Genomic DNA, 23,140 nt, shown 5'->3' on the forward strand with positions numbered 1-23,140 from the left:
ACCGGACCATGCAAACTCGTGACGACATTTTCAACACCCTGCGCGATGCCTTGGTCGAACTCTTCGAGCTGGATCCAGAACGTGTCAGCCTCGACTCCAACCTGTACCAGGACCTGGAAATCGACAGCATTGACGCGGTCGACCTGATCGATCACATCAAACGCCAGACCGGCAAGAAAATCGCCGCCGAAGAATTCAAATCGGTGCGTACCGTCAGCGACGTCGTCGAGGCGGTCTACCGTCTGGTTCAGCCGGCCGCATGAGTCGACTGATCGGCCTCGGCCTGCTGCTCGCGGGGCTGCTGTACCCTTTCGCGGTGTATTTCGGCATGGAGCATTTCGCCCCGTGGCAGTTCGGCCTGCTGCTGGGCAGTCTGTGGCTGGCGCGAGCGGTGACGGGCGTGCGTCGACCGGGAAGCCTGTGGATGGCCATCGTCGCCATCGTGTTTTGCCTGTTGCTCGCACTGTTCGACAGCCCCGCCATGCTGCGCTGGTACCCCGTGCTGATCAGCAGCTTCATGCTGGTGCTGTTCGGGTTGAGCCTGAAATTCGGCCCGCCGATGATCGAGCGTCTGGCCCGCCTGCGTGAGCCACGCTTGCCGGCCAAGGCCATTCGCTACACCCGCCAGGTTACCATTGCCTGGTGCTGGTTTTTTCTTTGCAACGGTTTGTGCGCCGCCGCCCTGACCCTCTGGGCGCCGCTGAGTTGGTGGATGTTGTACACCGGCCTGATCTCCTATGGATTGATCGGCCTGATGTTTGCCATTGAATGGCTCATACGACAACGGGTACGAGGCCACCCATGAATTGGATAAAACTTGAGCACCTGTTGCTCAAGGCTCAACCGGAACGCGCCGTGACGGCCGGGCCGGTGCTGAATCACGCACAATTGTGCGAACAGGCTCTGAGCCTGGCCGCCGGCCTGCAAGCGCAGGGTGTGCGGCGCATAGCCGTGCATCTGGAAGACGCCGCCGACCTGGCGATTGCCCTGCTTGGCGCCTGGCGTGCCGGGGTCAGCGTGTTGCTGCCTGCCGACCTGCAACCCCAGACGCGCCAGCGCTGGTCGAGCGAAGTCGATCTGTGGCTGACGGATCAGGCCGATGACGCGCAGTTGAGCGACTATCGCCATGCGCCGCTGAGTGGCGCAGCGCTGGACCTTGATCGCTGCACGCTTAGCCTGTGCACCTCCGGCTCCAGCGGCGAACCCAAACGCATCGACAAAAAACTGCGCCAACTGGCCAATGAAGTCGAAGCGCTGGAACACCTCTGGGGCGCCGATCTGGCTGAAGCCTGCATCATCGGCAGCGTCGCCACCCAACACATCTACGGTTTGCTGTTTCGGGTGTTGTGGCCGCTGTGTGCCGGGCGCTCGTTCGTGCGCAAGCAATTGGCCTTTCCGGAAGATTTGCAGCGCGCCAGCCGCGAACACCCGGCTTTTGCCTGGGTCGCCAGCCCGGCGCTGCTCAAGCGCATGGGCGACAACCTCGACTGGCCGGCCTTGAGCGCGGTTCGTCGGGTGTTTTCCTCGGGCGGCGCCTTGCCGGCCGAGGCGGCGCAAAGCCTGCAGCAACGCCTGCAACAGTGGCCGACGGAAATCTTCGGCAGTTCGGAAACCGGCGGCATTGCCTGGCGCCAGGGACTTGATTTGTGGCAGCCGTTTGCCGGCATCGAATTGAATCAGGACAGCGATGGCGCGCTGCTCATTGCCTCGCCGTACCTGCCACCGGGCCATATTGAACACACCGCGGATGCCGCTCGAATCGCTGCCGATGGCCGCTTCGAATTGCTGGGCCGTCTGGACCGGATCGTCAAACTGGAAGAAAAACGTATCTCCCTGCCGATGCTGGAACACGCGCTGATGGCCCACGACTGGGTCGCCGAAGCGCGCCTGGGCGTGGTTCAGGAAAATCGCGCGTCACTGGGTGCATTGCTGGTGCTGAGCGAGCAAGGCTTGCATGCCTTGCGCAATCAAGGTCGACGCACCCTCACTCAGGCATTGCGCCAACACCTGAGCCAGCATTGCGAAGCCCTTGCCTTGCCACGACGCTGGCGTTTACTGCGGCAGTTGCCGCTGAACGCTCAGGGCAAACTGCCTCAGGCCGACGTCGAAGCGCAGTTGCTGGCGCCGCGTCCGAAGGCACCGCAAGTGCTGGAGCAGGTCGAAGCCGATGGCGAATGGAGCCTGCAACTGGCGGTGCCACCGGACCTCGCCTACTTCAGCGGCCATTTCCCTCAGGCGCCGGTATTGCCCGGCGTGGTGCAAGTGGATTGGGCGTTGAGCCTTGGCCAACAGTTGATGAACCTGCCGAAAAAATTCGCCGGCATGGAAGTGCTGAAGTTCCAGCAACTGGTGCGCCCCGGCGATGAAATCCAGTTACACCTGCGTTTCGATCCGGTACGCAGCAAGTTGTATTTCGCCTATCGCAACGAGACCGCCACGTGTTCCAGCGGGCGGATTTTGCTGGAGGCTTCGAGTGATGCATAAATTTGGTGAGTGCTGCGCACTCAATCGCGAGCAGGCTCGCTCCCACAGGGGGGCGGCGTCGTACACAAAACCTATGTGGGAGCGAGCCCGCTCGCGATGGAATCAACACGGTTTTTCAGGTGTACGCCAACATGCATAACCCCTGCGCCGTCGTGCCCGTCTACAACCACGAAACCGCCATCACCACGGTGGTCGACGCCCTGATTACCTGCGGCCTGCCGTGCATTCTGGTGGACGATGCCAGCAGCCCGGCCTGCGCAAAAGTGCTCGATCGCCTGGCTGAGCGCGAGATGGTCTACCTGATCCGCCTCGCCGCCAACCAGGGCAAGGGCGGCGCGGTCATGACCGGTCTGCGCGAAGCCTCACGCCTGGGCTTCAGCCACGCCTTGCAGGTGGACGCCGACGGCCAGCATGATCTGCAAGACGTCGCGACGTTCATCGAACACTCACGCACCCATCCGCGCGAAGTGATCTGCGGCTATCCGCAATACGACGCCAGTGTGCCGAAAGGTCGGTTGTACGCCCGCTACCTGACGCACGTGATGGTGTGGATCAACACCTTGTCGTTGCAGATTCGCGACTCCATGTGCGGTTTCCGCGTCTATCCATTGCCACCGACCCTGGCCGTGATCGAATCGGCCAAAGTCGGCAAGCGCATGGACTTCGACTCGGACATTCTGGTGCGCCTGGCCTGGCGCAATCAGCCGATGCAGTGGTTGCCCACCAAGGTCCATTACCCGCTGGACGGTGTCTCGCATTTCCGCATGTTCCACGACAATGTGCTGATTTCGAGCATGCACACCCGGTTGTTCTTCGGCATGTTGCTACGGGCGCCGGTGATCCTCTGGCGACGGTGGCGAGCATGAGCAGCAACGTCGACAAAAAGCATTGGGCCGACCGCGAGGAGCGCGGCAGTTTCTGGCTGATGAAGCTCACTGCGTTCGGTGCCAAAGTCCTCGGTCGCCGACTGTTGAGCCCGCTGTTGTACGGCATCGTTCTGTACTTTTTCCTGTTCGGTCGCAGCGCCCGCCGCAGTGCCTGGCAATACCAGCAACGCCTCGCCGACTGGAGCGCTCGCACTGAATTGCGCCCGACCCATTGGCGGGTATTCGGTCAGTTCATGGCTTTCGCTGATTCGATGCTCGACAAACTCGACGTGTGGAACGGCAAGCTGAGCATCGAGCAGATCGAAATCGTCGACCCGGCGTTGCTGCGCAATCAGTTGCGTGGCAGCCGCGGGCAACTGCTGGTGGGCGCACACCTGGGCAATCTCGAAGTCTGCCGCGCGCTGGCGGAGATCGGCGAAAAGGTCACGATGAACGTGCTGGTGCACACCAAGCACGCCGAGCAGTTCAATCGTCTGCTGGGCGAAGCCGGGGCCACCAATCTGCGGCTGATTCAGGTCAGCGAACTGGACCCGGTGATCATGCTGCAACTGCACGAGCGCCTGGAACGCGGCGAATGGCTGGCGATTGCCGGTGATCGCGTGCCGTTGCACGGCGGTCGCAGCGTGACCGTGGATTTCCTTGGCCATCCGGCAAAATTTCCGCAGGGCCCGTGGTTGTTGGCCGGCCTGTTGAAATGCCCGGTCAACCTGATGCTGTGCCTGAAAAAACCCGACGGCGATTATCGACTGACCCTCGAACCGTTCGCCGATGCGATCACCTGGAAGCGCAGCGACCGCGAGCAGGTCATTCATCAGTGGGCGACCCGCTACGCCGAGCGCCTGGGTCACTATTGCCTCGAAGCACCTCAACAATGGTTCAACTTTTACCCTTTCTGGAAGACCGATGACGACGCCAACGCTTGAGCCGGTAACCTTCGGCGAACTCCCTTTGCGCATCGAAGACGTGCTGGCCCTGGCCAACCGTCAGGTGCCGACGCAGTTGCAGGCTGACCCTGCGTACCGCGAGCGCATCGCCAAGGGCGCACGATTCCTCGATTCCCTGCTGGACAAGGAAGGCGTGATTTATGGCGTGACCACCGGTTACGGCGATTCCTGCGTGGTCGCGGTGCCGCTGCATCACGTCGAAGCGTTGCCGCGTCATCTGTACACATTCCACGGTTGCGGCCTGGGCAAACTGCTCGACGCCCAAGCCACCCGCGCGGTGCTGGCTGCGCGTTTGCAGTCGCTGTGCCACGGCGTGTCAGGGGTTCGCATTGAGTTGCTGGAACGCCTGCAAGCATTCCTTGAATACGACATTTTGCCGCTGATCCCGGAAGAAGGCTCGGTGGGCGCCAGCGGTGATCTGACGCCGCTGTCCTACGTCGCGGCGACCTTGTCCGGCGAACGCGAAGTGATGTTCCGTGGCGAACGCCGCCAGGCCGCCGATGTGCACCGCGAACTCGGTTGGGAGCCGCTGGTGCTGCGCCCGAAAGAAGCGCTGGCGCTGATGAACGGCACCGCCGTCATGACCGGCCTCGCTTGCCTCGCCTATGCCCGCGCCGATTACCTGCTGCAACTGGCCACGCGCATCACCGCGCTGAACGTGGTCGCGTTGCAAGGCAATCCGGAGCACTTCGACGAGCGCCTGTTCGCCACCAAACCGCATCCGGGGCAAATGCAGGTCGCCGCGTGGCTGCGCAAGGATCTGGCGATCGACGCGCCGACCGCGCCGCTGCATCGCCTGCAAGACCGCTATTCCCTGCGCTGCGCGCCGCACGTGCTCGGCGTCTTGGCCGACAGCCTGAACTGGCTGCGTTCGTTCATCGAGATCGAACTCAACAGCGCCAACGACAACCCGATCATCGACGCCGAAGCCGAGCGCGTGCTGCACGGCGGGCATTTCTACGGCGGCCACATCGCGTTCGCCATGGACAGCCTGAAAAACCTGGTGGCCAACGTGGCCGACCTGCTCGACCGTCAACTCGCGTTGCTGGTGGACGAGCGTTACAACCATGGCTTGCCGAGCAACCTTTCCGGCGCCACGGCAGATCGAGCGATGCTCAACCACGGCTTCAAAGCCGTACAGATCGGCACCAGCGCCTGGACCGCCGAAGCGCTGAAAAACACCATGCCGGCCAGCGTCTTTTCGCGCTCCACCGAATGCCACAACCAGGACAAAGTGAGCATGGGCACCATCGCTGCCCGCGATGCCATTCGTGTGCTGGAGCTGACCGAACAGGTCGCCGCCGCCACGCTGCTCGCCGCCAATCAGGGCGTGTGGCTGCGCAGCAAGGCCGAGGACGCGCGCCCGTTGCCACCGGCCCTTGCTGCCATGCATGAAGAGCTGGCCAAGGACTTCCCGCCGGTCATCGAAGACCGCGCACTGGAAGGCGAATTGCGCCTGTGCCTGAAACGGATTGCCGAGCAACACTGGAGGCTGCATGCGTAGCAAGGGAGTGCTTCACACCGATACGGAAATCCTCGTGCCGTTTTTTGACGTCGACAGCATGAACGTGGTCTGGCACGGCCATTACATCAAATACCTGGAAATCGCCCGTTGTGCGCTGCTGGATAAAATCGGCCACAACTACACGGCCATGTCCGAGTCGGGTTACGCCTGGCCGGTGATCGACCTGCAATTGCGCTATGTGCGTGGTGCCGTGTTTGGCCAAAAGCTGAACGTGCGCGCCAATCTGGTGGAGTGGGAGAACCGGCTGAAGATCAACTACCTGATCAGCGACCTGGAAACCGGCGAACGCTTGACCCGCGCTGTCTCCGTGCAGGTTGCAGTCGACATGAGCAGCCGTGAGATGCAATTGGCCTCGCCAAAAATCTTCACCGATGCCGTCGCAAGGGCCCTGTCATGATTTTCTGCCACCCCCGTTCCCCTGTAGGAGCCGGCTTGCCGGCGATGCTCGTTAACGATGACGCTGGACACCTGACACTGCGCGGCGCTCTCAGGTTTTTCGCGAGCAAGCTCGCTCCTACAGTGTTGTGCGTGTTGCTGGGCATTCCAGGCCTGGCTCACGCCTTCGATCTGCAACAGCTCAGCGATCAACTGGCCAAACCCGATGTGATCCACGGCCACTTCATCCAGGAAAAACACCTGCGCGCCCTGCCCCAGCCGCTGACCAGCAAAGGCACCTTCGTTCTCGCAAAAAACCACGGCCTGCTGTGGTTGCTGAAAACGCCGCTGCAACAGGATTACCGCATCACCGGCAAAGGCATTGCGCGGCGTGACGCCAGCGGCTGGCAAATGCTGCCCGGCAAGAGTGCCGGCGCCGAGCAGAACCGCTTGTTCCTCGCCGTGCTGCAAGGCGACAGTAGCGGGCTGCAACGGGACTTCGAACTGTCGCTGAGCGGTGAGGCGCAGAACTGGAAACTGACGCTGACCCCGCGCTCGCTGCTGCTCAAGCAAGTGTTCAATCAGATCAACATCACCGGCGGCGAATTGGTGAACACCATCGAACTGCTGGAAACCCAAGGCGACAGCACCTTGCTGCGCATGCAGGACAGCACCAGCACCCAACCGTTGAGCGACGCGGAGCAACATGACTTTGCCGAGTGAACGTACGCTTCCACGGCTGTTTCTGATCCTGCTGCTGGCGGTGCTCGCGCTCGCCGGTTGGCAATGGCGGGACGGCGCGCCGCTGTCGGCCAACCTGATGGAGCTGGTGCCGGGCACGGCGCCGGACGCGCTGGAACTGCGCGCCGAACAACGCATGCAAGAACCGCTGAACCGCGAAATGCTGGTGCTGGTCGGTCACACTGATCGCCAGCAAGCCGTCGCCATGGCGCAGAAACTGGGCGAGCAATGGCAGGCCAGCGGTTTGTTCGAAAAGGTCCAGTGGACCCTGCAAGCCGACTTGCCGGCGCTGCGCACGCAACTGCTGCAAGGCCGGTTGGCGATGCTCTCGGCAGCGGATCGCCAGCAATTGATCGAGCACCCCGACGCGTTCATCCAGCAACGAGTGCAAGCACTGTTCGACCCATTCACCGGTTTCAGCCTGGTGCCGAGCCAGGATGACTGGCTGGGCCTGACCGGGCGCATCCAGAACAGCCAGCCGCAACACGGTTCGGTGCAACTGGACATCGGCAGCGGCGCACTGGTTGCCGATGCCGACGGCAAGAGCTGGGTGTTGCTGCGGGCGCGCACCACCGGCAACGCTTTCGACATGAACCTGCCGCTGCAAGTGGCCGATCTGCTCAAACACAGCCGTGAAGAAGCGGCCCAGGCTGACGTGCAACTGCTGGCCGCCAGTGGTTTGCTCTACGCGGCCAACGGACAGCGGCAAGCCACACGCGAGATAACCTGGGTCGGCGGTGGTGCCACCGTCGGTATTCTGTTGCTGTTGCTGCTGGCCTTCCGCCGTTTGCGCGTATTGCTGGCCTTCGTCCCGGTGCTGGTGGGCATGCTGTTCGGCGCGGTGGCGTGCGTGGCGCTGTTCGGCCATATGCATGTGATGACGCTGGTGCTCGGCTCCAGCCTGATCGGCGTCGCGGTCGATTACCCGCTGCACTATTTGTCCAAGAGCTGGAGCCTGAAACCCTGGCACAGCTGGCCGGCGTTGCGCCTGACCTTGCCGGGGCTGACGCTGAGCCTGATCACCAGCTGCATCGGTTACCTCGCGCTGGCCTGGACCCCGTTCCCGGCCCTGACCCAGATCGCCGTGTTCTCCGCCGCCGGCCTGCTCGGCGCCTACCTGTCTGCGGTGTGCCTGTTGCCTGCGCTGCTCAAGGGTTCGGATTTACGCCCGGCGCAATGGCCATTGCGCGTCGCCGAGTATTTGCTGGCACTGCGCGAAAAGCTGTTGAAGTTCGCCCGTACGCCCGTGCTGCTCGCGCTGCTGATTGCCTTCTGCGTAGGCGGTCTGTTGCAGCTCGATACCAAAAACGATATTCGCCAGTGGGTCGGCGCACCGCAGCAATTGACCGACGAAGCCCAGACCATTGCGCGCATCACCGGCTACCAACCCACCAGCCAGTTTTTCCTGGTGCGAGCGGCCAATCAACAAGCATTGCTCGAACGCCAAACCGCGTTGAGCGAGCGGCTGGATCAGTTGGTCAATCTGAACAAACTTCAAGGCTATCTGTCGCTGAATCAACTGGTCAGCCAGCCCAGCGAGCAACGGCAAGTGCGCGAAGCGCTGAACAAGTTGCCGGCGTTCTGGCAACCGCTGCTCGACGTCGGCGTGCCGGTCGAAGCTCTGAAAACCGAATTGGCGAAGTTGCAGGCACTGCCGGTCGAAGACATCGACAGCGCACTGACCGGTCCGCTGGCCGAACCCTATCGCACGTTATGGCTGGGCCCGACCGAGGACGGCGTGGCGGCGATGGTCAGCCTGCAAGGCCTGAACAACCCTGCACTGCTGCGGGTGCAAGCGCTGGATCTGCCGGGGGTGGAACTGGTGGATCGTCTGGGCGAATTGAACAACGTATTCGCCAAAACCCAGATCAGTGCTGCGGAACTGAAACTCGCCTCCTGCGTGCTGATCGTATTGGTGCTGATCCTGCCGTTCGGCCTTGGCGGCGCCTTGCGCATCGTCGCCCTGCCGTTGCTGGCGGCGCTGTGCAGCCTTGCCAGTCTCGGCTGGCTCGGACAGCCGCTGACGTTGTTCAGCCTGTTCGGCCTGCTGCTGGTGACGGCGATCAGCGTCGATTACGCGATCCTCATGCGCGAACAGGTCGGCGGCGCCGCCGTCAGCCTGCTGGGCACCTTGCTGGCGGCGTTGACCACGTGGCTGTCGTTCGGATTGCTGGCCGTGTCCAGCACCCCGGCGGTGAGCAACTTCGGGTTGTCGGTGAGCCTTGGCCTGGCGTTCAGCTTCATCCTCGCCCCGTGGGCCGGACGGCACGTGCACGCGACTACCGTCGCGGAGTCTGCAGCGTGATGGTCGTGCTGTTCTGGGCAATGGCCCTGGCACTGTTCGCCGTGGCCACGCGTGTCGGGCGCCACTTCGGTTTGATCCCGATTGTCAGCCAGTTATTGCTGGCCACTGTCGGTTTGCCGCTGCTGATGTACTTCTGGATCGAACCTCAATGGCACTTGAGCGGCGCGACGCTGGTCGCACCGATCTGGCTGAAAAACCTCTACAGCCTGAGTTTCGCGCTGTTGCTGGGCTACATCCTCAGTGACGTGATCGACCTGCGCCTGGACCGCCAGAGCCTGAAAATCGCCCTGCCGAGTTTCTGCATTCCGTTCGCCGGCGGGCTCGCGACAGCGATCTGGCTGTTGCCGCCACAGCCGTGGATCAGCTCTTTGGCGGTCGGGCTGCTGTTCGCCATTACCGCGATTCCCGTGTTGTACCTGTACCTTCGGCATATCGATTACCCGGTCGCCGCGACCCGGCGCCTGGTACAAACCGCGATCCTCATCGACCTCACGTGCTGGACCGTGTTCGCCATCGCCCAAGGCAGCCTGCACCTGAGCAGTTTGCTGCTGCCCTTGATCTGCGCATGTGTGCCCTTGCTGCTGCGGGTACTCGGCTTGCGCCAGCCACGGCTCTACAGCGGGTGTTTCTTCGCGTTGCTGGTGGTGGCCGAGCACTACAAGCTCAATGCGCTGATTTTCGGCATCGGTTACTTGTTGTGCATGGCTGCGCTGAAGGTGCCGCTGGTGCTGCCAATGCCGGCGGCGTGGATGAATCGCCTGCAGACCTGGATCGCGATCCCGTTGATCCTGACGTTCGGCATCGTGCAGATCAACGTCCACAGCGCCATGGACAGCCTGAGCTGGGCGCAACTGGCTGCGCTGCTGCTGTTCCCGATTGCCAGCAAACTGCTGGGCAACTGGCTGGGACTTGGCTGGGCCGGCGCTTCGTTTGCGGGCGCCAGCCGCTGGCGCGAAAGTGTGCTGCTCAATATTCGCGGCTTGAGCGAGATCGTCTTTCTCAACCTGCTGCTGCAACAACACCTCATCAGCCCGCCGCTGTACTTTGCGCTGATGCTGATGGGTCTTATCGCGACATTGCTGCCGGCATTGGCCGGCATGCACCGAATCCCTTTGAAAGCTGCCGTCCCGGCAAGGAGCCCCCATGCCAATCGTTGAAATGGAACGTCGTCAGGTAGTGATCATCGGCGCCGGTCCATCGGGCGCCATCGCCGCCGCGCTGCTCAAGCGCAAAGGCCACGATGTGTTAGTGATCGAACGCCAGCATTTCCCACGGTTCTCCATCGGCGAAAGTCTGCTGTCGCACTGCCTGGATTTCGTCGAAGAAGCCGGCATGCTCGAAGCGGTCAATGCGGCTGGTTTCCAGCTGAAAACCGGTGCGGCATTCGCCTGGGGCGAGCAGTACAGCGCCTTCGATTTCGGCGACACCTTCAGCAACGGCAAGCCGACCACGTTTCAAGTCCAGCGCGCCGATTTTGACAAACTGCTGGCCGATCAAGCCGCGCTGCAAGGCGCGGAAATCCGCTATGGCGAAGCGATCGTCAGCGTCGATATCGAGCGGGCAAAACCGCTGCTGGGCGTGCAGCGCGAGGACGGCAGCGAGTACCGCGTCGAGGCTGATTTCATGCTCGATGCCAGCGGCTACGGCCGCGTCCTGCCGCGCCTGCTCGACCTTGAAGCTCCCTCGAATTTCCCGGTGCGCCAGGCGGTATTCACCCACGTCGAAGACCACATCGACCACCCGGGTTTCGACCGCACGAAAATCCTCGTCACCACGCATCCAACCAAACGCGATGTCTGGTTCTGGACCATCCCGTTCAGCAATGGCCGTTGCTCGGTGGGCGTGGTCGCAGCGGCGGAGCATTTCGCCGGTCGTGCCGAAAATCTGGACGATTGCCTGCGCGGTTTCATTGCCGAGACGCCAAGCCTCTCCAGCGTGTTGAACAACGCCGTGTGGGATACACCGGCGCGCACCATCGGCGGCTATTCGGCCAACGTCAAAACCTTGCACGGCCCGGGTTTTGCGCTGCTGGGCAACGCGGCAGAGTTTCTCGACCCGGTGTTCTCCTCCGGCGTGACCATCGCCATGCGTTCGGCGAGCATGGCCGCCGGGGTTTTGCATCGCCAACTGCAAGGTGAACGCGTCGACTGGCAAACCGAGTTCGCCACACCGCTCAAGCGCGGCGTCGACACCTTCCGCTGCTACGTTGAAGGCTGGTATGCCGGGACGTTCCAGGACGTGATTTTCCATCCGGACAGCTCGCCGGACATCCGCCGCATGATCAGTTCGATCCTCGCCGGTTATGCCTGGGATGAACGCAATCCGTTTGTCGCCGAACCGAAACGCCGGCTGCGAATGCTGTCGGAACTCTGTGCAAGGGATGCCACATGAGCTACTTGAGCGACAACTACGTCGAGGAGACGCGCTTCGGGTTCTGGTTCCTGCGCAGCCACACCTGGCAGCACCATGTGCTGCGTGTGGCAATCAATGACCTGCGCAGCCTGTTCAGCGAACCGTTGCCCGCCCATCCGGTGTTGCTGGATGCCGGTTGCGGCCAGGGCAAGTCGTTCCAGTACCTGCGCCAGACCTTTGCCCCCCAGCGCCTGATCGGCGTGGACGCCGACCCGCACAGCCTCGACCTGAGCGGCGCAGAAGCCACCCGTCAGGGCATGAACGTGGAGTTGATCGGCAGCGACTGCGCCACGCTGGCCGTGCCGGATGCCAGCGTCGACCTGCTGTTCTGCCACCAGACCTTCCATCATCTGGTGGAACAGGACAAAGCGCTCGCCGAGTTCTACCGTGTGCTCAAGCCCGGTGGTTATCTGCTGTTCGCCGAATCCACCGAGGCTTACATTGATACCTGGGTGATCCGCTGGTTGTTCCGCCATCCGATGCATGTGCAGAAGAGCGCCGCCGGGTACCTTGAAATGATTCGTCGCCAGGGTTTCGAATTCGGCCCGCACAACGTGTCTTATCCTTACTTGTGGTGGAGTCGCGCCAAGGATTTCGGCCTGCTTGAACGCTGGGGTCTGCGCCAGCCAAAACCCTTCGGCCAACGGGAAGAAACCCTGGTCAATGTGGTGGCGCGCAAACCGCTTGAAGGTGCTGTGTGATGTTTAGCGCAAATCAAAACTGTAGGAGCGAGCCTGCTCGCGATAGCGGTGTGTCAGGCAGCATAATTGTCGACTGTATGGCCGCCATCGCGAGCAGGCTCACTCCCACAGGGTATGCGGCGGTGTTGAGATTTTTGCTCATTGGCGCGGTCCTGCTGATCAGCGCCTGCGCCAGCAAGGCACCGCTGCCCGAGCAAACCCCGAGCCTGCCGTTGCCGCAGCAACTGCACATTCAGCGTCTGGCGGACGGCCAGCGTCAGGACTGGGTACTGGTGATTGCACGTGAAGGCCCGGGCATTCGCTGGTCGATGATGGATCTGCTGGGTATTCCACAGGCACGTCAGAAACTGATCGACGGTCAATGGCAAGCAGACGGCCTGTTGCCGCCCAACCCGGAAGCCCGAGAGTTGTTTGCAGCATTGCTGTTTGCGCTGACACCCAAGGATGAGTTGCACGGCAACTATCCCGCTGCCTGGCAACATGGCGCACAACGATCCCTGCCGGAGCACTGGGAAGTCCGATATTCACAACCGATGAGCTTTGAATTGAACCTGCCCAAAGGTCCGACGTACCAAGTCACGCCCCTGTCCGGTGAGACACCATGACCGCCTACCTGAACGCACTCGGGGTGATCTGCGCCCTGGGCCGCGACAAGCACGAAGTCGCGCGCAACCTGTTTGCCGGCGATTGCTCCGGCATGCGCAGCGAGGCCGGCTGGGTTCCAGAGCGTTCGTTGCCAGTGGCCGCAGTGCGCGGTGATCTGGCGCCGATCCCGGCGGAACTGGTGAAGCAAAGCACCCGCAACAATCAGTTGTTGCTGGAAGCGGCGCTGCAAATCCGCGACGACATCGATCAAGCGATCCAGACCTACGGCCGCGACCGCATCGGCGTGATCCTCGGCACCAGCACGTCCGGCATCGATGAAGCCAGTCGCGGCCTGGCTCATTACATCCACGAGCATCAGTTCCCGGACTATTACGACTATCAGCAACAGGAACTCGGCGCGCCGGCGAATTTCCTTGCCGACTGGCTGCAACTCAGCGGCCCGGCCTATGTGATTTCCACCGCCTGCACCTCCAGCGCCCGGGCGCTGATGAGTGCCCAGCGCCTGTTGGACCTGGGCCTGTGCGACGCAGTGTTGTGCGGCGGCGTCGACAGTTTGTGCAAGCTGACCCTCAACGGTTTCTCGGCGCTGGAAGCGGTGTCCGAACAACGTTGCAACCCGTTTTCGGTCAACCGTAACGGCATCAACATCGGTGAAGCGGCGGTGCTGTTCCTGATGACCAAAGTGGCTGGCGATAAACAATCGATTGCACTGCTCGGCAGTGGCGCCAGCTCAGATGCGCACCACATTTCCGCGCCGGAACCGACCGGCCGTGGCGCCCTGCAAGCGATGCGCAAAGCCCTGGGCCGCGCGAACCTGCAACCCGAACAGATCGGTTACCTGAACCTGCACGGCACCGCCACCCAACACAATGACGCCATGGAAAGCCTCGCGGTGTCGGCCTTGTTCCCGGCCGGCGTGCCGTGTTCTTCGACCAAACCGATGACCGGTCATACCCTCGGCGCGGCCGGCGCGCTGGAAGCGGCGTTCTGCTGGCTGAGCCTGAGCGCTGACAATCAAACACATACGTTGCCGCCACATGTCTGGGACGGCCAGCCTGACCCGCAACTGCCAGCCCTGATTTGGGTGACCCCGGCCGATCGCCTGGCGTCCATTGCACCTCGCTACCTGATGAGCAACTCCTTTGCCTTCGGTGGCAATAACGTCAGCCTGATTATCGGAGACGCCCCATGATTGACTGGCCGCTCGCCGAACTGCTGCCGCACGCTGGCGACATGATCCTCATCGATCAGATCCTCGCGTTCGATGACGAGCAGATCCACACCCGCCTCACCGTCAAGCCCGATGGCCTGTTCAACCGTCCCGACGGCAGCCTGCCGGCGTGGGTCGGCATCGAACTGATGGCCCAGAGCGTCGCCGCCTTCGCCGGCTGCCATGCGCGCCAGCGAGGCGATGCGGTGGAGCTGGGCTTCCTGCTCGGCACCCGCAAATTCGAATGCAATGTCGACCACTTTCCCGCCGGCACCGAGCTGACTATCCATGGGCTGCGTTCGCTGGAAGACGACAACGGCATGGGCGTGTTCGAATGCCACATCAACGCCCCCGGCATTCACGCTACCGCCCGTCTGAACGTGTTTCGCCCGCCGCAAGCCGCTCAATATCTTCATGAAACCCCACAAAGCTCTTCACAAGGCTTTTCACAAGGAACGCAGGCATGACTGAATCCGTACTGGTCACCGGTTCCAGCCGTGGCATCGGCCGCGCTATCGCGTTGCGTCTGGCTCAGGCCGGGCATGACATCGTGCTGCATTGCCGCAGCGGCCTGGTTGACGCCGAAGGGGTGAAGGCCGAAATCGAAGCCTTGGGCCGCAACGCACGCATCCTGCAATTCGACGTGTCCGACCGCGCCAGTTGCAAAGCCATTCTCGAAGCCGACGTGGAAAGCCATGGCGCCTATTACGGCGTGGTGCTCAACGCCGGCCTGACGCGTGACGGTGCTTTTCCGGCGCTGAGCGAGGATGATTGGGATGTGGTGATGCGCACCAACCTCGACGGTTTCTACAACGTGCTGCACCCGGTGATGATGCCGATGATCCGTCGTCGCGCCGCCGGGCGAATTGTCTGCATCACCTCGGTTTCCGGTTTGATCGGCAATCGCGGGCAGGTCAATTACAGTGCCTCCAAGGCCGGTTTGATCGGCGCGGCAAAAGCGTTGGCGATTGAACTGGGCAAGCGCAAAATCACCGTCAATTGCGTCGCACCCGGCCTGATCGACACCGCCATGCTCGACGAAAACGTGCCAGTGGAAGAACTGATGAAAATGATTCCCGCACAGCGTATGGGCACCCCGGAAGAGGTGGCCGGCGCGGTGAATTTCCTGATGTCGGCGGAAGCGTCGTACATCACCCGGCAGGTTCTGGCCGTCAACGGAGGCCTGTGCTGATGAAGCGCGTCGTCGTCACCGGCATGGCCGGCATCACCTCACTGGGCAGCGACTGGGAAACCATCGCCGGCAACTTCGCAGCCAACCGCAGCGGCATCCGCCGCATGGACGAGTGGGACCGTTTCACCGAGCTCAACACGCGCCTGGCTGGTCCCATTGATGATTTCAAAGTGCCGAGCCACTGGACCCGCAAACAACTGCGCAGCATGGGCCGCGTCTCGCGCCTGGCCGTCGGCGCGGCGGAACAGGCGTTGGCCGATGCCGGTTTGCTCGGTGACCCATCGATCAAGGACGGGCGCATGGGCGTCGCCTGCGGCTCATCCACCGGCAGCACCGACGAAATCAAGGCATTCGGCAACATGCTGCTCAACTCGGTGGCCGAAGGCCTGAACGCCAACTCCTACGTGCGCATGATGCCGCACACCACGGCGGCGAACATCAGCATCTTTTTCGGCCTCACCGGCCGATTGATCCCGACTTCCAGTGCTTGCACCAGCGGCAGTCAGGGCATCGGTTACGCCTACGAATCGATCAAGTTCGGCCGCTTGCCATTGATGCTCGCCGGCGGCGCCGAAGAGCTGTGCCCCACCGAAGCCATGGTCTTCGACGCGCTCTACGCCACCAGCCTGAAAAACGACGCACCACAAACCTCCCCACGCCCCTACGACAGCGGTCGCGATGGCCTGGTGATCGGTGAAGGCGGCGGCATGCTGGTGCTGGAAGAGCTCGAACACGCATTGGCACGCGGCGCGCACATTCACGCCGAACTCGTCGGCTTCGGCAGCAACGCCGACGGCCAGCACACCACCCGTCCAGAGCAGGCCACCATGCGCCGCGCCATGGAGCTGGCCCTGGAAGATGCCGGTTTGCAGCCATCGGACATCGGCTACGTCAACGGTCACGGCACCGCAACCGAACAGGGCGACATCGCCGAAACACTGGCGACCAGCAGCCTGTTCGGCGAACACATGCCGATCAGTTCACAGAAGAGCTTCCTCGGCCACACCCTCGGCGCCTGCGGTGCACTGGAATCCTGGTTCAGCATCGAAATGATGAACCGCGATTTGTACGCACACACCTTCAACCTCGATGAGGTCGATCCGCACTGCGGCAAGCTCGATTACCTGCGCGGCGAGTTTCGGCAGATGAGCAATCAGTATGTGATGAACAACAACTTCGCGTTTGGCGGCGTCAACACCTCGCTGATTTTCAAGCGCTGGTCGTAACGCAATCCCTTGTAGGAGCCGGCTTGCCGGCGATCGTGGTGGATCAGTCGACAACAATGCCAACTGACAATCCGCGATCGCCAGCAAGCCGGCTCCTACAGGTTTGCGGGTGTGACGACGTTGTGGGGTCATTCAGCTCGATAGAGACGTCTCAGGAAACGTCCCACAACTGCTACTGAAAAAATGCAAAACCTGTAGGAGCCGGCTTGCTGGCGATAGCGGTGGATCATTCAACATCGATGTCGCCCGATTTTCCGCCATCGCCGGCAAGCCGGCTCCTACAGGTTTACGGGTGTGACGACGTTGTGGGGGTCATTCAGCTCGTTAGAGATGTCTTAGGAAACGTCCCACAACTGCTGCTGAAAAAATGCAAAACCTGTAGGAGCTGGCTTGCCGGCGATAGCGGTGGATCATTCAACATCGATGTCACCTGATATTCCGCCATCGCCAGCAAGCCGGCTCCTACAGGTTTGTGTCGTTCATGACTTGAGGGGGTCGACCTTGCGCGTCAGCAGGTCCACAAACGCCTTGGCCATGGGGGATTTCTGATCCTTGCGCTGTACCAGCCACACCGCCGAAACCGCTGCAGGGTCGAGCAGAGGTCGGTACACAACGCCATCAATCCGCATCCGTTGATAAGACGCCGGCAGCACCGACACCCCCAACCCCGCCGCCACCAAGCCGATAATGGTCATCGCCTCGCCCGCCTCTTGCGCGAAGTGCGGGCTGAAACCGGCGTCCCGCGCCAGGCTGAGCAATTGTGCGTACAGACCACTGCCGTAACTGCGTGGGAAAAATACGAACGGTTCGAGGGCCAGAGCTGACAGGAATAATCCCTCTTCACTGTCCTGCACCAGCGGATGTTTGGAGCTGAGCACGGCCACCAGCGGCTCGCGCATCAACTCCACCACACTGAGCGAATCCGGCAAACCCAACGGCCGCATGATCCCGACCTCGATCGACTCGTCCACCAGAGCCTCGGCCACCTGGGTGCTGCTCATTTCCCGCAGGTTCAGGTGCACCGCCGGGAACCGCTGGCGGAATGAAAAAATCGCCTGGGGAATGGTCGAGTTGAATGGCGCCGATGAAGTGAATCCGATCTTCAATTCCCCCAGCTCACCGAGCTGCGCCCGCCGCGCCACATCCGCCGCCTTGTCGACCTGCGCCAGCACCAACCGGGCTTCTTCCAGAAACAATCGCCCGGCCTCACTGAGCTCGACCCGACGATTGGTTCGCTCGAACAATCGCGCACCGACTTCCTGTTCCAGCGCCTGAATCTGCTGGCTCAGCGGCGGTTGTGAGATGCCCAGCACCTGGGCGGCGCGGCCGAAGTGCAGTTCTTCGGCGACGGCAATGAAGTAGCGCAGGTGACGCAATTCCATGAAAACTCCATTAGGTCGTAAAACCTCTCAAACAGGTCGAACAATATATTGGATTGAATCATTAGGCAGCTATATGCTTTTTTCATTGCCTGACCGGCTGCGTTCCCCCGAGGTCTGAAGTGAAAACTGCTGTCGCCCCACTCGCCCATGAAGTTCCGCCCGCCGCGCTGGACGATGCCGTCTCTGAACTGAAGGAGATCTACATCGAAAAGGGCACGCCGATGTTCATGCGCACGGTCCTGGCGCTGTTCTCCGGCGGCTTTGCGACCTTCGCGCTGCTGTATTGCGTGCAACCGATGATGCCGCTGCTGTCCCACGAATATTCGATCAACGCGGCGCAGAGCAGCCTGATTCTGTCGGTGGCCACGGCCATGCTCGCTATCGGCCTGCTGATCACCGGGCCGATCTCCGACCGGGTCGGGCGCAAAACGGTGATGGTGGCGGCGCTGTTTGCCGCGGCGCTGTGCACCATTGCCAGCTCCATGATGCCGAGCTGGCACGGCGTGCTGGTGATGCGCGCGTTGATCGGGTTGTCGTTGAGTGGCCTGGCGGCGGTCGCGATGACCTACCTGAGTGAAGAAATCCACCCGCAACACATCGGCCTGGCGATGGGTCTGTACATCGGTGGCAACGCGATTGGCGGGATGTGCGGGCGTTTGATTACCGGGGTGTTGATCGACTTCGTCAGCTGGCACACGGCGATGCTGGTGATCGGCGGCCTGGCACTGATCGCGGCGGCGGTGTTCTGGAAAATCCTTCCCGAATCGCGCAACTTCCGCGCCCGCTCGCTGCACCCGCGCAGCCTGCTCGACGGTTTCACCATGCATTTTCGCGACGCCGGTTTGCCGCTGTTGTTCCTTGAAGCGTTTGTGCTGATGGGCGCGTTCGTCACGCTCTTCAACTACATCGGCTATCGCCTGCTGGCTGAGCCGTACCACATGGACCAGGCCTTTGTCGGGCTGCTGTCGGTGGTGTACCTGTCGGGCATCTACAGTTCGGCGAAAATCGGTTCGCTGGCCGACAAACTCGGACGCCGCAAAATGCTCTGGTCGACCATCGTGCTGATGCTCGCCGGTCTCGCCCTGACCATGCTCACGCCGCTGCCCGTGGTGATCATCGGCATGCTGATTTTCACCTTCGGTTTCTTCGGCGCGCACTCGGTGGCCAGCAGCTGGATCGGCCGCCGCGCCACGAAGGCCAAGGGTCAGGCATCGTCGTTGTATTTGTTCAGTTACTACGCCGGGTCGAGCATCGCCGGTACGGCGGGCGGTGTGTTCTGGCACCTCGGCGGGTGGAACGGGATTGGCGTGTTCATCGGTGCGCTGCTGGTGGTGGCGTTGCTGGTTGCGTTGAAACTGGCCCGCCTGCCGCTGCTGCCGGGGAATGGTTCGACTACCTGAGCACCACTCGCGCCTCAAGCACCGCGTCACGCTTTTCCAGAGTCAGCGATTGCATGGCGACGCCGTCACGTTCGGTGCGGTCCAGCCATTGCAGCAACGTCTTCGCGTCGCCGCTGAGGGTCAGGCGCAACACGTCGTTGTCGGTGTCCATCTGATGGATCTCAAGCCCCGCTTCTGTGGCGCTTTCGCTGACACGCAGCGACAACGACTGATGGCTGACGACGGGCGGGGAGCTTCGCGGTTGTGCCCGTTGCAGTTGCGCAGACACGGCCAGTTGCTGTTGGTGCTGGCGCTCCATGGTTTCCAGGCGTTGGCGTGTCGGTTGCCAGATCATGCTGAACGCCACGACAGCCAATAAAAATGCGCCCATGGCCAGCAACAGCCGTTGCTCGCGAATGGACAGCCGATGCCAGGCCGCTTTCATGTTCGGTCCTCCACTGTCAGGGTCGCCTGCACGCGGTCGCGCTCTTTGCTCGCACTGTCGAGCCGCAGCGGCACACCTTGTTGTCGCCCGCGCTCGCGCAGTTGTTCCAGCTCGGCAAAGCTGTTGGCGCTCAGCTGGATTTTCCAGCCATCGCCGGCACGAAACTCAATACGCCGGACCTCGACATTGCTTGCGCCGATCACCTGCTCGACCAACGTCACCAGCTCGGCAACGCGTGTGCGCTGCGGCTCGGCGGTCTGCTGTTGAAGCGCGTTGAGCTGAGTTGCCAGATCGACGATGCGGCTCTGCTCGGGGTAAAGCGTCTTGAACCGTTGCTCGTTCTGGCTGTAGAGCCTGCGTGTTTCACTCTCCAGAAAATGGATTCGCGCAGCGCTGGCGCCCCAGGTCAGCAACAGCAACGTGAGGATCGTCAAACCGCCGAGGCGCCAGGGCAGACGTTTGTTGCGCAGGGCGAATTCGCCTTGCAGCAGATTGATGGCCTGCGCGGGACGGTGGGCCAGGTATTGATCGACATCCGTCGCACCCTGACGCTCGTCGACCCATTGAATCCCCGCAGGCAAGGCCGGTCCCAGCAACGTCAACCCGTCGTCGGTTAACGTCAGGCGGGCCGGCAGCCCTCCGCCAACCAGCCATCGACCGAACCACCAAACACCGAGCTCCTGATCAAGGGGCAAGACATCGGCATCGACGAACACCGAACGCACCTCGATGCCCTCTTCAGCCAGTAACGCGAGCATCGCGGCAAACCGCTGACGGTCGATCACCATGACCGGATAACGCCCTTCCTGATCGCGAGCGCCGATGCTCAGGTGCAGCTTTTCCAACGCCTCGCTCAATTGATCTTCCACGGCAAACGCGACGGCTTGCACGCCGGGCTGGCGCTTGGAAGGCCACGGATCGCTGCGCACCCAACTGCACAATTCCATGGGCAACAGCAGGTCCACCGCCTGTCCGTTCAGCACCTGTGCCGCTTGATTCAAGGGCATGGGTTGGCGTTGCCGAGTCGAGGACCAGACGCAGCAAGGCCAGTCTGCCGACGGTTCGCCCAGGCCCTCGGCGGTCAGGTAAAGCCAGGTATTCATCGCGGCATCTCGTGGGCGGTCGAAGGAAGAAGGCGTCGTTGCAGGACGTTGAATTGGTGGGTGTCGGCGTCACGTTCGACCTCCGTGGCCAGCCGCAAACGGCGCTGTCCCTGAGTGACCTGCACCGTGATGCGGAACCAGCGGCTGCCGGTGCCAAGTCCATGACTGCTCAGGCCTGCACCGGAGAGCAGCGGGTCTTGCGTAAAGGCCTGTACGCTGGCCCATCCCGTCGTCGAAGCCTGACGAACCAGCGCCGCAGCCGTGGTCGCGTCCACGTCATCGAGTGCCCTCAGCACCAATGCCGGCGCCGTGTTGACGTTCAGCGCTGCGTGGCCGGGCAACATCGCCACCCAAGGCTCAAGTTGACGCAGCACATGAGCGTCAACCCCCGGCAGCAGGCGCAGTTGGCTCAGTTCTCGGAACGCTCCCACCTGAACAAGTTGCAGCGGTGGAAGATCCAGCACGTCGAGCAAGCGCGCCCAGCGGTTGAGGGTGACTTGGTCGATCTGCCCCTGAGTCAACAATGAGTTGAGATTGAAGCGCCCGGCGAGGTCCTCGATATCAACGCGGATCTGCGCGTCTTCGACGTCGAAGTCGGGTGTCATGCGCGCCCAGTCCTGGGTCAGGTCGACGGTTTTTTGCGAGCCCTGCGCCGCGTCCCGCAAGCGCAAAAGCGCCCAGCTTTCCCCTGCAACGGCGAGTTGGCGCATTTGAATGTGCTGCAGGGCCTGGCCGCTGCTGTGCAGCGACAGGCGATGGCTGCGCAGCAAGCCGCTGGTGATCAACAACGCCAGACTCATGACCAGCAACACGCTGATCAACGCGATGCCGCGTTGATGCCTCCTCATGGCAACGCGCCGGGCAACAGCAATACCCGACGAATCGCCTCGAAACGGCCCGTAGAGAATTGCACTTCCACCGCCATCGGCGGCTTCACGCCCCGTCCGGATGGCCAATCGCTGCGCCAACCGGACTGTGCGTCGAACAATCGCCAACTCAAGTCTCGAACATCAACCAGCAGTTTTTGCCGCTGCACGATCAGCGCGCCCTCCCCCTGACTTTCACGCCACAGCGTGCCGTTATCGAGTCGATAGGTCAGCAACTGGCGCTCGCTGCGCGGCTGGTCCAAAGGGTTGCGCCAATGGCTGCGTTGCAACTGCAGCACCGATTGCTGGAGCACGACAGGTTGATCGGTGACGTGCAGCACATCCCGTTCGATCACCGCCACCGCCCGTTGCAGGCTTCGGAACTCACGCTCATGCGCCGTCGTCCCCCGTTGCACGCGCACCACGCCATCGAACAGCCCCCAACTGGCCAGGCCCAGCAACGCGAAGATCGCCATGGCGATGACCAGTTCCAGCAAGGTGAAACCGCTCTGCTTATTCATCACGATGAGGTATCCAGCCACTGGCGCGGTGTACGGTTTGCTCACGCCCGGAAAGGCTGACGTCAACATCGACCTTGAGCAGGCGCGGATCAGACGAAACGCTAATGCGCTGACGCAACAACCAGTCGCGGCGCTCCATCGACACGATCCGTTGTTGCTGGCCGAGGGGCCATCCGGTTTGCAGGCGCAGTTCATTCAGATGGTTGTCTGCCAGCCACGCGGCGAAGAGCCGTTCCTCGACCGCGCCGGTTTGCCTGAGTACGTATTGGCTCGCCGACAGCACGGCAGCCGCCAGCGTTGAAAAGATTGCCAGGGCCACCATGATTTCCAGCAAGGTGAAGCCACGCATGCGCGAAGCAAACGGCCGGCTAGCCATCGATCACCACCTGGCCAAGGCCATCGCTGGACAGGCTGAGCCACGTCTTTTTGTCGCTGCCAAACGACAGCGTAAAGACGCTGGTTTCATCGTTGCTGAACATCAGCAACTGAGGAGGTCCATCGTCGGCGCCAAGGGTTACCGGATGACCGTCCTGCTCAAGCTGTAGCCGCACGTTTTCGGGCCATCGATAAAAAGCCGCCATCGGTTCCCAGCCCTGAACATCGAGCCTCATCACCCGATAACCCTCGACACTCAGCCGCAGGCCGAACTCCTGGCCATCGAGCACTGCGCGTTCACGCAACTGTTGAATCACGCCCACGATCCCGTGCGCTTCCTGCCGGGCCTGATGCGCCGGATTCGACCCGGTGGCGAAGCTCACCATGCCCAACAGCACGCCGATCAAAACGATCACGATCATCAGTTCGAGCAAGGTGAATCCCCGACAACGCTGGCGCAT

25 protein-coding genes are annotated in these 23,140 nt (G+C 62.1%); 18 read left to right on the plus strand and 7 right to left on the minus strand.

Annotation, left to right across the window (positions count from 1 at the left end; translation table 11 throughout):
• The first annotated feature begins 8 nt into the window (after positions 1–8).
• The 17 genes from IB254_RS16840 to IB254_RS16920 all read left to right on the plus strand — a co-directional run bounded on the left by IB254_RS16840 (position 9) and on the right by IB254_RS16920 (position 16,608).
• Positions 9–263 (plus strand): acyl carrier protein, encoded by a 255-nt coding sequence (locus tag IB254_RS16840; RefSeq protein ID WP_008025124.1) that lies wholly within the window; start codon positions 9–11, stop codon positions 261–263.
• Positions 260–805 carry a hypothetical protein gene (locus IB254_RS16845; protein ID WP_192418143.1) on the plus strand — a complete coding sequence of 182 codons (546 nt, stop codon included), beginning with the start codon at positions 260–262 and terminating at the stop codon, positions 803–805. Before IB254_RS16840 ends, IB254_RS16845 begins: the two co-directional genes overlap by 4 nt.
• The gene (locus IB254_RS16850) at positions 802–2,484 is read left to right on the plus strand and encodes an acyl-CoA synthetase family protein (RefSeq protein ID WP_192418144.1); all 1,683 of its coding nucleotides are present in this window, start codon (positions 802–804) and stop codon (positions 2,482–2,484) included. The genes IB254_RS16845 and IB254_RS16850 overlap by 4 nt, the downstream gene beginning before the upstream one ends.
• A gap of 131 nt (positions 2,485–2,615) precedes the next feature.
• Entirely contained in the window at positions 2,616–3,350 is a 735-nt protein-coding gene (locus tag IB254_RS16855) for a glycosyltransferase family 2 protein (protein WP_192418145.1), read from the plus strand.
• The gene (locus IB254_RS16860; protein WP_192226881.1) at positions 3,347–4,294 is read left to right on the plus strand and encodes a glycosyl transferase; all 948 of its coding nucleotides are present in this window, start codon (positions 3,347–3,349) and stop codon (positions 4,292–4,294) included. The genes IB254_RS16855 and IB254_RS16860 overlap by 4 nt, the downstream gene beginning before the upstream one ends.
• The gene (locus tag IB254_RS16865) at positions 4,275–5,819 is read left to right on the plus strand and encodes an HAL/PAL/TAL family ammonia-lyase (RefSeq protein ID WP_192418146.1); all 1,545 of its coding nucleotides are present in this window, start codon (positions 4,275–4,277) and stop codon (positions 5,817–5,819) included. Before IB254_RS16860 ends, IB254_RS16865 begins: the two co-directional genes overlap by 20 nt.
• Positions 5,812–6,237 carry an acyl-CoA thioesterase gene (locus IB254_RS16870; protein WP_008025135.1) on the plus strand — a complete coding sequence of 142 codons (426 nt, stop codon included), beginning with the start codon at positions 5,812–5,814 and terminating at the stop codon, positions 6,235–6,237. The genes IB254_RS16865 and IB254_RS16870 overlap by 8 nt, the downstream gene beginning before the upstream one ends.
• Positions 6,234–6,938 (plus strand): outer membrane lipoprotein carrier protein LolA, encoded by a 705-nt coding sequence (locus tag IB254_RS16875; RefSeq protein ID WP_192418147.1) that lies wholly within the window; start codon positions 6,234–6,236, stop codon positions 6,936–6,938. The genes IB254_RS16870 and IB254_RS16875 overlap by 4 nt, the downstream gene beginning before the upstream one ends.
• Positions 6,922–9,261, plus strand: coding sequence for an MMPL family transporter (locus IB254_RS16880; RefSeq protein ID WP_192418149.1), 2,340 nt, complete (start codon positions 6,922–6,924; stop codon positions 9,259–9,261). Before IB254_RS16875 ends, IB254_RS16880 begins: the two co-directional genes overlap by 17 nt.
• Entirely contained in the window at positions 9,261–10,418 is a 1,158-nt protein-coding gene (locus IB254_RS16885) for a sodium:proton antiporter (RefSeq protein WP_192418217.1), read from the plus strand. The genes IB254_RS16880 and IB254_RS16885 overlap by 1 nt, the downstream gene beginning before the upstream one ends.
• Positions 10,405–11,652: an NAD(P)/FAD-dependent oxidoreductase gene (locus IB254_RS16890; protein WP_192418151.1), complete on the plus strand. Its 1,248-nt coding sequence runs from the start codon at positions 10,405–10,407 to the stop codon at positions 11,650–11,652. Before IB254_RS16885 ends, IB254_RS16890 begins: the two co-directional genes overlap by 14 nt.
• Positions 11,649–12,374, plus strand: coding sequence for a class I SAM-dependent methyltransferase (locus IB254_RS16895; RefSeq protein WP_008039905.1), 726 nt, complete (start codon positions 11,649–11,651; stop codon positions 12,372–12,374). The genes IB254_RS16890 and IB254_RS16895 overlap by 4 nt, the downstream gene beginning before the upstream one ends.
• A complete protein-coding gene (locus IB254_RS16900; protein WP_192418153.1) occupies positions 12,374–12,979 on the plus strand; it encodes a hypothetical protein in 606 nt (201 codons plus the stop codon). The genes IB254_RS16895 and IB254_RS16900 overlap by 1 nt, the downstream gene beginning before the upstream one ends.
• Complete coding sequence (locus IB254_RS16905; protein WP_192418155.1) at positions 12,976–14,172, plus strand: beta-ketoacyl-[acyl-carrier-protein] synthase family protein; 1,197 nt, start codon at positions 12,976–12,978, stop codon at positions 14,170–14,172. The genes IB254_RS16900 and IB254_RS16905 overlap by 4 nt, the downstream gene beginning before the upstream one ends.
• Positions 14,169–14,657, plus strand: a complete 489-nt coding sequence (locus tag IB254_RS16910; protein WP_008039908.1) for a hotdog family protein — start codon at positions 14,169–14,171, stop codon at positions 14,655–14,657. Before IB254_RS16905 ends, IB254_RS16910 begins: the two co-directional genes overlap by 4 nt.
• Positions 14,654–15,382 carry a 3-oxoacyl-ACP reductase FabG gene (gene fabG / locus IB254_RS16915; protein WP_008039909.1) on the plus strand — a complete coding sequence of 243 codons (729 nt, stop codon included), beginning with the start codon at positions 14,654–14,656 and terminating at the stop codon, positions 15,380–15,382. The genes IB254_RS16910 and fabG overlap by 4 nt, the downstream gene beginning before the upstream one ends.
• Complete coding sequence (locus IB254_RS16920) at positions 15,382–16,608, plus strand: beta-ketoacyl-ACP synthase (protein ID WP_192418157.1); 1,227 nt, start codon at positions 15,382–15,384, stop codon at positions 16,606–16,608. The genes fabG and IB254_RS16920 overlap by 1 nt, the downstream gene beginning before the upstream one ends.
• A 479-nt stretch (positions 16,609–17,087) precedes the next feature.
• Here IB254_RS16920 and IB254_RS16925 read toward each other — a convergent pair whose 3' ends face one another.
• The gene (locus IB254_RS16925; RefSeq protein ID WP_192418159.1) at positions 17,088–17,990 is read right to left on the minus strand and encodes a LysR family transcriptional regulator; all 903 of its coding nucleotides are present in this window, start codon (positions 17,988–17,990) and stop codon (positions 17,088–17,090) included.
• Between the two features lie 167 nt (positions 17,991–18,157).
• On the opposite strand from IB254_RS16925, the gene IB254_RS16930 reads away from it, so the two are divergent.
• Positions 18,158–19,390, plus strand: coding sequence for an MFS transporter (locus IB254_RS16930; protein WP_412548225.1), 1,233 nt, complete (start codon positions 18,158–18,160; stop codon positions 19,388–19,390).
• Here IB254_RS16930 and gspM read toward each other — a convergent pair.
• Genes gspM through gspH form a run of 6 tightly spaced genes read right to left on the minus strand, consistent with a single transcriptional unit; the run spans position 19,383 to position 23,140 of the window.
• Positions 19,383–19,814, minus strand: a complete 432-nt coding sequence (gspM, locus tag IB254_RS16935) for a type II secretion system protein GspM (protein ID WP_192418163.1) — start codon at positions 19,812–19,814, stop codon at positions 19,383–19,385. The two genes, IB254_RS16930 and gspM, sit on opposite strands and share 8 nt — an antisense overlap.
• Positions 19,811–20,917, minus strand: a complete 1,107-nt coding sequence (gspL, locus tag IB254_RS16940) for a type II secretion system protein GspL (RefSeq protein ID WP_192418165.1) — start codon at positions 20,915–20,917, stop codon at positions 19,811–19,813. Before gspL ends, gspM begins: the two co-directional genes overlap by 4 nt.
• Entirely contained in the window at positions 20,914–21,765 is an 852-nt protein-coding gene (locus tag IB254_RS16945) for a type II secretion system protein GspK (protein ID WP_192418167.1), read from the minus strand. The genes gspL and IB254_RS16945 overlap by 4 nt, the downstream gene beginning before the upstream one ends.
• Positions 21,762–22,304, minus strand: a complete 543-nt coding sequence (locus IB254_RS16950; protein WP_192418169.1) for a type II secretion system protein GspJ — start codon at positions 22,302–22,304, stop codon at positions 21,762–21,764. The genes IB254_RS16945 and IB254_RS16950 overlap by 4 nt, the downstream gene beginning before the upstream one ends.
• Entirely contained in the window at positions 22,297–22,680 is a 384-nt protein-coding gene (gspI, locus tag IB254_RS16955; protein WP_192418171.1) for a type II secretion system minor pseudopilin GspI, read from the minus strand. Before gspI ends, IB254_RS16950 begins: the two co-directional genes overlap by 8 nt.
• Positions 22,673–23,140, minus strand: a complete 468-nt coding sequence (gene gspH, locus IB254_RS16960; RefSeq protein ID WP_192418173.1) for a type II secretion system minor pseudopilin GspH — start codon at positions 23,138–23,140, stop codon at positions 22,673–22,675. Before gspH ends, gspI begins: the two co-directional genes overlap by 8 nt.

Origin of the sequence: Pseudomonas sp. PDM03 (assembly GCF_014852385.1) — a bacterium.
GTDB lineage: Bacteria > Pseudomonadota > Gammaproteobacteria > Pseudomonadales > Pseudomonadaceae > Aquipseudomonas > Aquipseudomonas migulae.